11 protein-coding genes and 2 pseudogenes are annotated in these 13,402 nt (G+C 39.5%); 4 read left to right on the top strand and 9 right to left on the bottom strand.

The window, feature by feature from the left end:
• Positions 1-9 precede the first annotated feature (9 nt).
• Positions 10-893: pseudogene (locus HPOKI112_RS00260) on the bottom strand (adenine-specific methyltransferase EcoRI family protein).
• A gap of 2 nt (positions 894-895) precedes the next feature.
• Here HPOKI112_RS00260 and HPOKI112_RS00255 point away from each other — a divergent pair.
• The 4 genes and pseudogenes from HPOKI112_RS00255 to hypE form a co-directional block, all read left to right on the top strand.
• Positions 896-1,168: pseudogene (locus HPOKI112_RS00255) on the top strand (DNA-methyltransferase); the annotation flags it as partial.
• Positions 1,169-1,219: 51 nt separating this feature from the next.
• Positions 1,220-2,212 carry an agmatine deiminase family protein gene (locus HPOKI112_RS00250; protein ID WP_025276555.1) on the top strand — a complete coding sequence of 331 codons (993 nt, stop codon included), beginning with the start codon at positions 1,220-1,222 and terminating at the stop codon, positions 2,210-2,212.
• Entirely contained in the window at positions 2,209-4,461 is a 2,253-nt protein-coding gene (hypF, locus tag HPOKI112_RS00245) for a carbamoyltransferase HypF (protein ID WP_025309529.1), read from the top strand. The genes HPOKI112_RS00250 and hypF overlap by 4 nt, the downstream gene beginning before the upstream one ends.
• Positions 4,462-4,471: 10 nt before the next feature.
• The gene (hypE, locus tag HPOKI112_RS00240) at positions 4,472-5,470 is read left to right on the top strand and encodes a hydrogenase expression/formation protein HypE (protein WP_025275458.1); all 999 of its coding nucleotides are present in this window, start codon (positions 4,472-4,474) and stop codon (positions 5,468-5,470) included.
• Positions 5,471-5,783: 313 nt separating this feature from the next.
• Here hypE and HPOKI112_RS00230 read toward each other — a convergent pair whose 3' ends face one another.
• The 8 genes from HPOKI112_RS00230 to HPOKI112_RS00195 form a co-directional block, all read right to left on the bottom strand.
• Entirely contained in the window at positions 5,784-6,716 is a 933-nt protein-coding gene (locus HPOKI112_RS00230; protein WP_025275457.1) for a GDP-L-fucose synthase family protein, read from the bottom strand.
• A complete protein-coding gene (gene gmd, locus HPOKI112_RS00225; RefSeq protein WP_025275456.1) occupies positions 6,709-7,854 on the bottom strand; it encodes a GDP-mannose 4,6-dehydratase in 1,146 nt (381 codons plus the stop codon). Before gmd ends, HPOKI112_RS00230 begins: the two co-directional genes overlap by 8 nt.
• A gap of 9 nt (positions 7,855-7,863) precedes the next feature.
• On the bottom strand, positions 7,864-9,282 hold the full coding sequence (locus tag HPOKI112_RS00220; RefSeq protein WP_025276552.1) for a mannose-1-phosphate guanylyltransferase/mannose-6-phosphate isomerase: 1,419 nt from the start codon (positions 9,280-9,282) through the stop codon (positions 7,864-7,866).
• Positions 9,283-9,351: 69 nt separating this feature from the next.
• Positions 9,352-10,488 (bottom strand): DNA type IV secretion system protein ComB10, encoded by a 1,137-nt coding sequence (locus HPOKI112_RS00215; RefSeq protein ID WP_025275454.1) that lies wholly within the window; start codon positions 10,486-10,488, stop codon positions 9,352-9,354.
• Complete coding sequence (locus HPOKI112_RS00210) at positions 10,481-11,476, bottom strand: TrbG/VirB9 family P-type conjugative transfer protein (RefSeq protein WP_025276550.1); 996 nt, start codon at positions 11,474-11,476, stop codon at positions 10,481-10,483. Before HPOKI112_RS00210 ends, HPOKI112_RS00215 begins: the two co-directional genes overlap by 8 nt.
• On the bottom strand, positions 11,476-12,219 hold the full coding sequence (locus HPOKI112_RS00205; RefSeq protein WP_025309528.1) for a VirB8 family type IV secretion system protein: 744 nt from the start codon (positions 12,217-12,219) through the stop codon (positions 11,476-11,478). The genes HPOKI112_RS00210 and HPOKI112_RS00205 overlap by 1 nt, the downstream gene beginning before the upstream one ends.
• Positions 12,216-12,329 (bottom strand): hypothetical protein, encoded by a 114-nt coding sequence (locus tag HPOKI112_RS00200; RefSeq protein WP_001217873.1) that lies wholly within the window; start codon positions 12,327-12,329, stop codon positions 12,216-12,218. Before HPOKI112_RS00200 ends, HPOKI112_RS00205 begins: the two co-directional genes overlap by 4 nt.
• A 15-nt stretch (positions 12,330-12,344) precedes the next feature.
• Positions 12,345-13,400 (bottom strand): type IV secretion system protein, encoded by a 1,056-nt coding sequence (locus tag HPOKI112_RS00195; protein WP_025275451.1) that lies wholly within the window; start codon positions 13,398-13,400, stop codon positions 12,345-12,347.
• Between the last annotated feature and the right edge of the window lie 2 nt (positions 13,401-13,402).

Raw genomic sequence — 13,402 nt, 5'->3', positions numbered from 1 at the left:
AATACACCTTTAGTAATCTTTTTTATGTCTAATTAAAACTCTAAAATAGGGGCATTTACCATTCACGGACAAATCCTTGCCGTCATTTCCCTTCCTAAAACCAATAATCTCAAACTGTTTAGGGTTAAACTTGTGTAAAAAAGTTATAGGGACTCCCATAGAACCCCTATAGTCCAAAGGTATATCTATGGTTCTATTCACATTAATTCCATCAAAATTATCGTATAGCTCATACTTATTTTTATCGTATTTCTTTGTGAGTGGTAATATCTCATGCCTTTTTTATAATCCAAATTTGTAAGCCATAAACAATTATTAGGAGAGATTAAGCGATTGCCTAAGCTATCAATTTTGGTTTCTGTGCCATAAAGTTCATAATGTCGTGGAACAATAAAACTTGAAATCCCTCGACCAAGATGCATGCCTAACCATGCTTTATTGTTTTTAATTAGAGTAAAGATGTTTTTGTATGTAATTGCATTGATATTCCCAATAATCAAAAATTTCTTGTTGTGTTCGATCAATTGCGCTACAAACTCTCTAAAAAGTGAAAAAGGTGGATTAGTTACTACAATATCTGCTTCTTTTAACAACTGAATGCTCTCCTTACTGCGAAAATCACCATCTCCTTTGAAAAAATTCAGCTCATTAATGGTTGTTTGCCAATCCTTTTTCCCTTCATATTTGCAATAAAATCCTTTTGAGTTTTGGTTGCTACCACTAACCACATAACAAGCAGAAATCAATTTTTTAAGCCCTAGTTCTTGAAAATGAACAAAGAAGTATTTAAAAAAATTACTCACCCTTGCATCATCACAATTACAAAAAACAACTTTATTTTTAAAATGTTGTTTATAGTATTGCAACTCATTTTCTATATCTACCAATTGCATATAAACCCAAAAATGAAAAATATTTACGACCCTTGATTTTAAAAAGCCCTGTGGTGAGCGGAATTGAAAAGACCAAACACCCCACGCAAAAAAGCCTAGCCTTAATGGAAAAAATCATTTCCATCCACACAAACCCTAATGACATCGTTCTAGATCTTTTCATGGGGAGCGGCACTACCGGCTTAGCGTGCAAAAATTTAGAACGGAATTTTATCGGTATAGAGTTAGAAAAAGAATATTTTCAAACCGCACAAAAGCGTTTGAATCTGTTTTAAAAACGCGATTTGAATGAGATTGTGTTATAGTTATTTAAAAGGATATTTTGAATGAAAAGAATGTTAGCGGAGTTTGAAAAAATCCAAGCGATTTTAATGGCGTTCCCCCATGAGTTTGGCGATTGGGCGTATTGCATCAAAGAAGCCAGAGAGAGCTTTTTAAACATCATTCAAACCATAGCCAAACACGCTAAAGTGCTAGTGTGCGTCCATAATAACGATACTATCGGCTATGAAATGCTTAAAAACTTACCGGGCGTAGAGATCGCAAAGGTCGATACTAACGACACATGGGCTAGGGATTTTGGAGCGATCAGTATTGAAAATCAGGGCGTTTTAGAGTGCTTGGATTTTGGTTTTAATGGCTGGGGGTTAAAATACCCGTCCAATTTAGACAATCAGGTGAATTTCAAACTCAAAAGTTTAGGGTTTTTAAAACACCCTTTAAAAACGATGCCCTATATTTTAGAAGGTGGGAGCGTAGAAAGCGATGGGGCTGGGAGCGTTTTAACCAACACCCAATGCCTGTTAGAAAAAAATCGTAACCCCCATTTGAATCAAAATGAAATAGAGAACATGCTTAAAAAGGAATTAGGGGCTAAACAAGTGCTGTGGTATTCTTACGGCTATTTAAAGGGCGATGACACGGATAGCCATACCGACACGCTCGCTCGCTTTTTAGATAAAGACACTATTGTTTATAGCGCATGCGAGGATAAAAACGATGAGCATTACACAGCCTTAAAAAAAATGCAAGAAGAATTAAAAACCTTTAAAAAACTAGACGGCACGCCTTATAAACTCATCCCCCTAGAAATCCCTAAAGCCATTTTTGATGAAAACCAACAACGCTTGCCGGCGACTTATGTGAATTTTTTATTGTGCAATAACGCTCTTATTGTGCCAACCTACAACGACCCTAAAGACGCACTCATTTTAGAAACCTTAAAACAACACACGCCCTTAGAGGTGATAGGGGTTGATTGCAACACTTTAATCAAACAGCATGGAAGTTTGCATTGTGTAACGATGCAACTTTATTGAATAAAATCACGCTTTTTGGCGTGGTTCAAGGCGTGGGCATGCGCCCTTTTGTTTATACCCTGGCTCAAAAATTAGAGCTTGTAGGCTTTGTGCGTAACGCCCAAGCGGCTTTAGAAATCATCTTACCCGCTCATAAAACAGAGTCTTTTTTAAACGCTCTCAAAAAAGGATTGCCCCCTTTAGCGTTGGTTGAAAAAATCATTATTAGCCCTTATGATAAGGCGCTTCATTTCAATGATTTTAGGATTTTAGAAAGCAAGAACCACCCCTTAAATCTGCTCAGCCAAATCCCTAAAGATTTAGGCGTGTGCAAGGATTGCTTGCGCGAGATCAGAGATAAAAACTCCCCCTATTTTCATTACGCTTTCAATTCTTGCGCGAAGTGCGGGGCGAGATACAGCCTTTTAAACGCCTTGCCCTATGACAGAGGAAACTCCGCCTTAAAACCTTTCAAACTCTGTGAATTTTGCACTTCTACCTATCAAGACCCCACCAATAAGCGCTTCCACATTCAAGGCATCAGCTGCAAAAAGTGCGGTATCGCGCTCAATTACAAGCGATTCAAAAATGATGACGCTCTTTTAGAATGCGCTAAAGACCTTCAAAGGGGTAAAATCATCGCTCTTAAAGGTTTGGGAGGCTTTGCTCTCTTGTGCGATGCGAGGAATTTTCAAACCATAGAAAGATTACGGCTTTTAAAAAACCGCCCCTTAAAGCCTTTCGCGCTCATGTTTAAAGATTTGAACACAGCCAAACAGCATGCGTTTTTGAACGCGTTAGAATGCGAGAGCTTGAATTCTACAAGTGCCCCCATTCTTTTAGCGCGTAAAAAACCGAACACGCAATTAGCCCCTAATATCGCCAAAAACTCCCCCTTTTATGGCGTCATCTTGCCCTATACCCCTTTGCATGCTTTATTGCTGGATTTATTGGATTTCCCTATTATATTCACGAGCGCGAATTTCAGCTCCCTCCCTTTAGCGAGCGATGAGGCTGAGATTGACGCCTTGAGTTTCATTTTTGATTTTAAGCTCACGCACAATCGCGCTATCATCCATAGGATTGATGACAGCATCGCACAATGCATAGACAACGCCATTCGCCCCATGCGTTTGGCTAGGGGGTTTGCCCCTCTTTATCTCACTTTGCCTAAACGCTCTAACCATCCGCCCAAAAAGATTTTAGCGCTTGGAGCGGAGCAAAAAGGGTATTTTAGTTTATTGGATAGTGAAACTTCTACCTTGTTACTCTCGCCTTTTTGTGGGGATTTGAGCGTTTTAGAAAATGAAAAACACTTTAAAGAAACTTTGAATTTTTTCTTAAAAACCTATGATTTTAAACCCACGCTCTTAGCTTGCGATAAGCATAAAAATTATACCACCACTAAAATAGCTTTTGAACTTAATACGCCCTTGTTGCAAGTCCAGCACCACCATGCCCACTTTTTAGCGAGCGTTTTAGACGCATTATTACAAGATCCGCATTTAAATCACCCTTTTATAGGCATTGTCTGGGATGGGAGTGGGGCTTATGAAAATAAGATTTATGGGGCGGAGTGTTTTGTGGGGGATTTGGAACGCATTGAAGAGATGGCCAGGTTTGAAGAATTTTGGCTTTTGGGGGGGCAAAAAGCGATCAAAGAGCCTAAACGCCTGGTTTTAGAAATCGCTTTAAAACACCAACTCAACAAGCTTTTAAAACGCGTTCAAAAGCATTTTAAAGAAGACGAATTAGAAATTTTCCAACAAATGCATGACAAAAAAATTCAAAGCATCGCCACCAATTCCATAGGGCGTTTGTTTGATATAGTAGCGTTTAGTTTGGGTTTAACAGGAACGATTAGTTTTGAAGCAGAGAGCGGGCAGGTTTTAGAAAATCTAGCCTTACAAAGCGATGAGATCGCTTTTTACCCTTTTAAAATCAAAAACAGCGTGGTGTGTTTAAAAGAATTTTATCAAGCGTTTGAAAAGGATTTGGGCGTTTTAGAGCCTGAACGCATCGCTAAGAAATTTTTTAACAGCCTAGTAGAAATCATTACCGCTTTAATCGCGCCTTTTAAAGAGCATGTGGTGGTGTGCAGTGGGGGCGTGTTTTGCAACCAATTATTATGCGAACAATTAGCCAAACGATTGAGAGAGCTAAAGAGGCAGTATTTTTTCCACAAGCATTTCCCCCCTAACGATAGCAGTATCCCTATCGGTCAAGCCTTAATGGCGTATTTCAACCCTACAATCATCAAAAAAGGATAAAAGGATAAAAATGGATAGCGTAACTCTAGCATGCGGGAACGGAGGGAAAGAAACAAACGCTTTAATTGAGCGAGTCTTTATGCCCTATTTAAAAGAATTTATCGTTGCGTTTGATGAAGACGCCCCCACATTTAAAGCTAGTGGGGAATATTGCACAAGCACGGATAGTTTTGTCATCACGCCCTTGATTTTTAATGGGGGCGATATAGGCAAGCTTTGCGTTTGCGGGAGCGCGAATGACGTGAGCGTGCAAGGGGGCGAACCTTTGTATTTGAATATGGGTTTTATTTTAGAAGAAGGCTTAGAAATTTCTCTCTTAAAACAAATTTTACAATCCATACAAAAAGAATTGTTTAAAGCCAACCTGAAACTCCTCTCCCTAGACACTAAAGTCGTGCCAAAGGGGAGCGTGGATAAGCTTTTTATCAACACAACCTGTATTGGTAAAATCATCAAGCCAGGGATTTCTTCGCGCCATTTAAAACAAGGCCAAGCCATTATCATAAGCGACACTATCGCCAATCATGGGGCAAGCTTGTTTGCGATGCGTCATGAAATCAAGCTTAAAACCAATCTTCAAAGCGATTGCCAGCTGCTCTATCCCTTATTAAAACCCCTATTTTTAAGCGATCTCAAAATTCATGCTTTAAGAGATGCGACTAGGGGCGGGTTAGCGAGCGTGCTGAATGAATGGGCGAACAGCTCCAGAGTGAAAATCGTTATAGAAGAAGAAAAAATCCCCTTAAAAGAAGAAACGAAAGGGATTTGTGAGATTTTAGGGCTAGAACCCTACGCACTAGCCAATGAGGGGGTGTTTGTTTTAGCGCTCAATCAAAAAGACGCCCCTAAAGCCTTAGAAATTTTAAAAAGTAACGAAAAAGCTAAAAACGCTTGCGTGATTGGCGAAGTGCTTGAAAACCCCTATCCTAGCGTGGTTTTAAAGAACGCATGGGGTTTTGAAAGGATTTTAGAGACGCCAGAAGGCGAATTATTGCCTAGGATTTGCTAAGGCGCTTTTTAAAACCCTACGCCTTTGCCCTCTAAAAATTTTTTAGAGATCACCTAAGCTAAGTCTAAGTCTACTATACTCAATCTATTTGAGAAAACTTACAACAAAAGGGTTTTATGGTGGGTGTTACAAAAAAAGCGAGCTTGATATTGATGATAAAAAGCACTTGAAATTGAGAGCGAAGCGACCAAACCCCTTTTTAATGGCTCAAGCTTGTTTGAAGTTAATCTATAATCACAATATCGCAACTACCGCTAGCCTGACGCCTAATAGCGGAGCGTTTTTATAGCCCCATAAGAGCCTTGATTTTATTTCAAACCTCTAAAAGCTTCAAATAATACTCATAAGCTTCTTTGATGCCCTGCTCTAAAGGGATTTCCAATTCCCATTTTAAAGCCTTTTGTTTGGAAATATCCATAAGCTTTTGTTGCATGCCCACTGGTTTGGATAAATCCTTAACAAACACGCCCTTATAGTCTAAAACCTGAGCGACCATTTCATAATACTCTTCAATGCTGTAATCCACTCCAGAGCCAACATTCATCACGCTAGGGATTTGAGCGATACTCTCATAAGCGAGAGCGATGAATCTGGCTAAATCTTTAGCGTTTAGATATTCTCTTCTGGCCGTGCCATCGCCCCACATCGCAAAATTTTTTTCATTTTTTAATTTAGCGGCGTGCATCCTAGCGATAAGCCCTGGTATCATGTGCGCTATTTTTTCTTCAAACTTGTCAAACTCGCCATAAAGGTTGCAAGGCACTAAAGTTTTATAAAAAACGCCTTTTTCAGCGCTCACATACTCGCAATACTTCATCACAGAGAGTTTGGCTAAAGCGTAGCCTTCATTCGTTGGCTCTAAAGAGCCGTTCAATAAATCGCTCTCTTTTAAAGGGTTAGGGGCGTATTTAGGATAAGCGCAAGAGCTCGCCAGATTAATGGCTTTTTTCACGCCCAAATCTAGAGCGCTAGAAAAAAGGTACAAGCCCATGAGTAAATTCTCAACCATGTAAGTTGAAAGATCGTTCATGTTAGCGACAATGCCCCCCACTCTCCCGGCGCAATGGATAATGCCTGTAGGCTTGTATTCTTTCAAATAAGCTTGAACGTTGTCTTTATCCAACAAATACAATTCGCTCTTTTTAGGGGTGAGTAGAGTAACATCAGGCTTATTTTTTTTAAAATACAACGCCGTGTTCTGCCCCACCATGCCATAGGCGCCGGTGATTAAAATAATCTCATTCATAAAAATTCCTTAAAATATAGCCCCCATCTTGCAAGTAAAGGTTTTTCTGGCATTCTTTTAAATCGTATTCTAACATGTCCTTAACCAACTCTTTTAAATCGTATTCCCTAACCCAGCCCAGCTCTTTTTCAGCCTTAGTGGGATCGCCTAAGAGCAAATCCACTTCAGTAGGCCTGAAATAGCACTCGTCTATGCGCACCACGATTTGGCCTGCTTTTAAATGGCTTAAATTCAATTGTAAAGCGTTCGCTCTGTTTTCATCAACGCTTTTAATCAAACCGATTTCTTTAATCCCTGTATTTTGAAATTCTAGATCAATGCCGATAAATTCAAAGCTCATTTTCACAAAATCGCGCACGCTCGTGGTCTTTCCTGTAGCGATCACATAATCTTGTGGAGTGGGCGCTTGGAGCATTAAATGCATCATTTTCACATAATCTTTGGCATGCCCCCAGTCTCTTTTAGCGTCTAAATTCCCTAAATACAAGCAATCCGTTAAGTTATACGCTATCGCGCTAGCGGCTCGTGTGATTTTACGGGTTACAAAAGTTTCGCCCCTTACCCTACTCTCATGGTTAAAAAGAATGCCATTAACCGCAAACAAGTTGTAAGCCTCTCTGTAATTTTTGGTGATGTAAAAGGCATACATTTTAGCGACCGCATAGGGGCTTCGTGGGTTAAAGGGGGTGTTTTCATTTTGTGGGGTTTCTAAGACTTCGCCATACAATTCGCTCGTGCTGGCTTGATAGAATCGTGTTTTATTTTCTAAGCCTAAAATCCGCATGGCTTCTAAAATCCTTAGCGTGCCAATACCATCAGCGTTAGCGGTGTATTCGGGGGTTTCAAAAGAAACTTTCACATGGCTTTGAGCGGCTAAATTATAAATTTCTGTGGGCTTAGTGGTAGCGATTAAATGGATAAGGTTAGAGCTATCGGTCATATCCCCATAGTGCAAGAAAAAACGCCTTTTATGATCGCTGTGCAAATCTTCATACAGATGATCGATCCTAGAAGTGTTGATGCTAGAAGAACGCCTTTTTAACCCATGCACTTCATAACCCAAATTCAGCAAGTATTCAGCCAGATAGCTCCCGTCTTGCCCGGTAACCCCGGTGATCAAAGCGATTTTTTCTTTCATTATTGTTCCTTATATTAAATTTTTTTGATTTTGTCTGCTAAAATCATCATCAACCCGCACAATATCGTCTTCACCGACATACTCGCCCACTTGAACTTCTATGATAATTAAAGGGATTTTGCCGTAATTAGCCAGGCGGTGTAAGGTGTTTTTAGGGATATAAGTGGACTCATTAGCTTGCAATTCAAACATTTTATGATCCAATTCCACGCTCGCCATCCCGCTAATCACCACCCAGTGTTCGCTCCTGTGGAAATGCTTTTGTAAAGAAAGCCTAGCGTTTGGTTTGACTTCCAAAATCTTAACCTTGTAACAACCGCTCTCATGCAAGACTTCATAACTCCCCCAAGGGCGATAGACTTTAGTGTGCGTTTGTAATAATTCTTGATTATGCGTTTCTATCTCGCTCACTAAAGCCTTTAAATCTTTAGCCTTATCTTTATGGGCGACTAAAAGAGCGTCTTTAGTGTCAATGACCGCTAAATTCTCAACGCCTAAAAGAGCGCTCACTTTATGAGAAAACACTAAATTATTCTCGCTCTCTTTGGCAAAAACAGGCGTTTGATTCAAGCTGACATTTTCTTTAGGCTCGTTAGCCGCTTCTTCAAAAAGAGCGTTAAAATTCCCTAAATCGCTCCATTTGGCGTTTAATCCTACCATTTTGATTTTATGGCTTTGTTGCATTAACGCTATATCCACGCTCACATCTTCTAAATCTTGCATGCTCTTTTCGCTCAAACGAGCGATCTTTTGTTCAAAAAAATGCGTGTTTTCTAAAGATTCAAACGCTCTTTCACACCCCTTTAAAATAGTAGGGGCATGCTTTTTTAGTTCGTCTAAAAAAACGCCCGCTTGGAAAACAAACATGCCGCTATTGAAATAAAACCCCCCGCTTTTTTGAAACTCTATCGCTTTTTCTAAGCTTGGCTTTTCAATGAATCGCTTGACATCTAGAGCGTTAGGGCTTTCAATATACCCAAACTCCGTGTTGGGCTTTTCAATACTCACCCCAAAAGTGACTAAAAAGCCTTTTTGGGCTAAATTAATCGCTTTTTTGATTGCATTTTCATACGCTTGAAAATCTTTAATCAAATGATCGCTTGGCGTAACGATGAGCAAATCTTCCCTCTCACTCATTAAAGCACTCAAAGCAATGGCGTTAGCGGTGTTTTTACTCAAGCTCTCTAATAAAAAACCCACGCTTTTGTTTTTGATTTCATTCTCTATTTCTTCTAGGGCTAAAAAATAATGCTTTTCATTGCACACAATGAGCGTTTCATCTACTAATGAAGCGTTTCTTTTAAAACTCAATTCAAACAAGCTTTTATGGTTAAAAAGCTTTAAAAATTGCTTAGGGTATAGGCTACGGCTTAAAGGCCATAAGCGCTTGCCGCTCCCCCCACTCAGTAAGATATTTTTAATTTTCATGCGTTTTCTTGTCAGGCTCTCTTTTGTTTTTTAGGGTTATTATAGCGTTTTTAATCTGGGATTTTTGAGTCACTTCAAAAACTCAGCGATGACTTCATTCTCTCTGGGTATAGGGAAAAAGATGTCAGTATTGGGCGAAATGAAGACCCTACTTCCCTCTCTAATCACCACAATAGGAGCGATTTTGCTCTTGTCTCTTAAAATTTGATTGACCACTTGATTGATCCCCATGCCGCTTTGTCTCATCAATTGCATTAAGAGGTAATCCCCAAAGAAATTGGTGGCTCCTTCTTTATTGCCTCTGCTGTTTAAAGCCGAAGTGATCCCAATCAACAGGCCGTTAGTGAGCGTAGAAAGCAGTAACGGCACGCCATAGCGTTGGAAATTCCTTTCAATCAATTCCCCCACCAAGCCGTTATAACCTTTAATGTCCGCCCCCTTAGCGTTAGTGAGCATGATATTGATGCCATGGGGAGTGATGATGCGACTCCATACAATATCCAAGCGGTATTCGCCCATTTTGTTATTGTTGCTGTAATAGCCTATGACTTTAGAGCCTTTGGGGATTAAAACGGCTTTTCCCATGTGAGCGAAAATATCGCTCTCCACTTGCGCGATGACTTTACCAGCGATCTGGCTAGAAATGGGCGTGATGAGAAAGGCGGGTATCATTTTATCGGCTGTAATGGTGCGTAAAAGCTTGTTTTCATTAGTAGCGATGTCTTTTTCTTTAAGGTTAGTGAAACCATCAATGCCCTTAGGGTTATCCATGGGGAAAATCAGGTTTTCTTCGTAATTTTTAGGGCTTTGTTTGAAGGGGGTGATGCGAGCGGCTAGTAAATCTAATTGCTTTGAAGAAAAGTCTTTTTTAGGGGGGGTTGTGTTTGCTTTTAAATCTATGGGAGGGTTAGTAAAAGTTTCTTCTTTAGAGTGGTTCATTTCTTTGGAGTTTAGGGCTTTTAAAGCGGCTTTTAGCTGTTCTTGTAAGGCTTTGATGGTAGCGTCTTTGGAGCTTTCTGTGTTAGTTGGCTGTGGGTTTTGAGTGAAGGTGTAATCCTGTAAGGGGTATTTCACCTCATCGTCATTCAAAAGGCTAGGCTGGTTATTTAAGGGGGCTTTTGGCTTTTGATGATAGACTAAAGAAATTGTTGTAATCGTTGCAAAACCCCCTACAAAAACAACCGCCCCCTTAAGCCACTTATTCATCTTTACCCTTTTTGACAAAACGGATGCACAAATAGTCCTTGCCCAACCTTAAAGTCCATTTAGCCGAAACGTCTTCAGCGATAATGTAATCGCCCACAATCCTAGTATTTACCGGGTTATCATAGCCATCAACGACTTTATAAATCACCGGGAATTTAGAGAGTGCTAATTTTTTGTCAAATTTGAAATAAGTGAATTGTTTGTCGTTAAAAATTTCTTTAGGCATCAAAGAGGGTTTGGATTTTTTAGAACAAATCCCTAAACAATACCATTTCCTTTGAGAGCTTTTTAAAGCCCTATAGCCTTTTTGAATGTCTTTTTTAACGATTTTCATGGCGTTAGTGTTATCGCCAATAATTATAGTCTCTTCTTCTTTTTCTTTGGTTTCTTCTTTTTCTTCTTTTAAGGGTTCTTCTTTTAAGGGCTTGTTGTTTGTGGGGGCATTTTCAAGGGCATTTTCAAGGGCATTTTCTTTATTTTGTGGCTTCATAAAAGCGTTAGAATAATAATTTTTATCTTCTATGAAAACCTGTAAATTAGGGTGTTTGGAGCTAGTGAAAGTGGTAGAAAACACATAGAAAGAAAAAATCTTACCCTCATTATCAATCACGCTGATATTGGAATCCACGCCAATTTGTAGGGGTTTGATGAGTAAAATACGATCGTTACTTTCTAATATTTTCGCGTCAAAGCCCACCTTATCCCCTAAAACAAAATCGCTAATGGGTTTTGAAAAAAACAATAAGGTCGCCATCGCATAACGCAAGCGGATTTTATAGGTTTGCCCTTGAAAGTAATCAATGTTCAAAGTGTTGGACATTTTTGAGCGGTTTTTATCAAAAAAGCTCCCTTGAATGGCGTTTAAATCCTGCATGGGGTGGTTTAAATGCGCCGGGGCTGTTTCGTTAGCTTCTTCTAAAAAATCATCGGCTTTTAAAGCGCTAAAAGCCAACAAAAAGCCCATGAGGGCATATAAAAATTTCCGCATCAATCATTCCTGTTAGTCGGCGCGATTTCAGTGATGCTGTAGCGGGTGATTTTAAAGCCGGTAGGGTTTTTAGGCATGGAAGCGTAATCAAAATCCGGGGTGTCAAACAAATAGCTCAGTGCGATTTTATAACGCTTTTCATACACCAGCTTGTTTTCATTCATGAGTTTAGCTGCAATAGAGACGCTCGCAATGGGGTTATTGTCTTGCTGATAGATCGCAATATTGACGATATGGACCTCTCTTTCTAAATGGCTTTGCACATAAATGCTGTTTTGCGTTTTAATCAAATCTTCAAAGCGTTGCCACACTTTAGAACTGCTTTGCAAGCGCACCAATTCATAGCGCGATTTATCGTCAATGCGGTTAATGCTCTCTCGGTTTAACACATACGCCCCAATGAGCGAACGAGCCAACGCTTCATTACTGGAAATGCTTTTATCCGCTCTTTGGATAATGGCGTAATGCTTGTCCTGGTTTAAAAAATCCACGAAATGGTGTTCGGTTTTTTGTAAGGGTAGAACACTGATTAACACGATCGCTAAAATAAGAGCGATAAAACTCATCAAGCCTAAGAGCTTGTAAGCGATTTTCAAGCGGTTTCTTTCCAGCCGAAACACGCTTTGCATGTCCAAATCATTCACCGAAAAACCAGAAAGCTTGTTTTCTAAATGCTTTTCTTGGTGGCTTAAAAGCTCTTCTAAATAGTTCAATTGCTCGCTATTGAAAGGCTTTTCTTTCATGCGAGATTTAACCTGTTTTCATACAATGTGCAAGGGCTTTTTTTCATCTCATGCACCTTACTGGTGCAACCAAAAAACACAAGTCCCATAATAACAAAAAAAATTCTCATTAAATTCCTATTTATTTAAATTTCATTTTTTGTATTTATTGTATCTTTTTTAACCTTTTTTTGCTTGAAATTTGGGATTTTTACATCTAATTGAGTGGTTTCTACCTTAAATGTGGGGGAATGCGTTTCTTTTTCTTTAGAAACGCTACCGCTTGTAGAAGGAGAAACGCTAGAGGGAGCGGGCGAGGTCGTGATATATTGTAAGGAATTGAGAGCGTTTTGGCTGAGGTTAGCGCTCAAATTGGTGGCGAGTTTGTAAGTTTCTTTAAGGCTATTTTGCACCCTAAACAAAGCGTTGATGAAAAAAGGCACGCCTATGATAAAAACGCAACACAAAAATAACGCTACCACCAATAAAAGGCTTAAGTCTTGTTTTTCTTGCATATGAGCGTCTATTAAAGCCTTAGTAACCGACACGTTCAAAAACCCCACCAACAACAAAAAAGGCTTGTAAAACCCAAGAGCGAAGCACTTTTTTAGGCATATAACCACAACGCTTCTCCAGGTTTTGAAAAACCCAAACGCTAAAAACAGCGCCCCTAAAGAGCACCACACATGCACTTCCAAATACACTAAAATGATGATCGCAAACAGAACGCTCAAAAAAAGCGCTTGCAAAATACTTAAAAAAAGCCACACGGACATTTCATTATGGCTCAAATCGCTGATAAAACTAAGGGCATAAAAACCATGATTAAAGATAAAATCTAAAGAAAGCGCGTGGTTAGAAAAGTTACTCAAGCTTTGAGAAAGGCTTTGAGTGATCATGTTAGGTGCAATAAAAATAGCGTTTTGAAACAATTCATAAAAGCGCGAAGGGTTTTTTAAAGCGTAGTTAAAAAGTGCAAAAAACCCCACAAACCATAACGATTCTAAAAGTGCGCTAGCGCTGAAGAAATTCTGTTCTTTCAAACTTCTGTAAGCAAAGAGCATGAACGCCAAAGCGACCACGCTATTAAACACCAATTGCGCATGCAAGGTGTAGAGGAAAAATTCAGCGAAACGCCCTAAAATCGCCGTGAGAGGCGTGATAAACCAAGAAAGAATAATCTCATAAGCGTCATTTTTCATCA

This window comes from Helicobacter pylori oki112 (genome assembly GCF_000600085.1).
In the GTDB taxonomy this organism is placed as follows: Bacteria; Campylobacterota; Campylobacteria; order Campylobacterales; family Helicobacteraceae; genus Helicobacter; species Helicobacter pylori_CY.
This window is presented reverse-complemented; position numbering and strand designations above follow the sequence as displayed.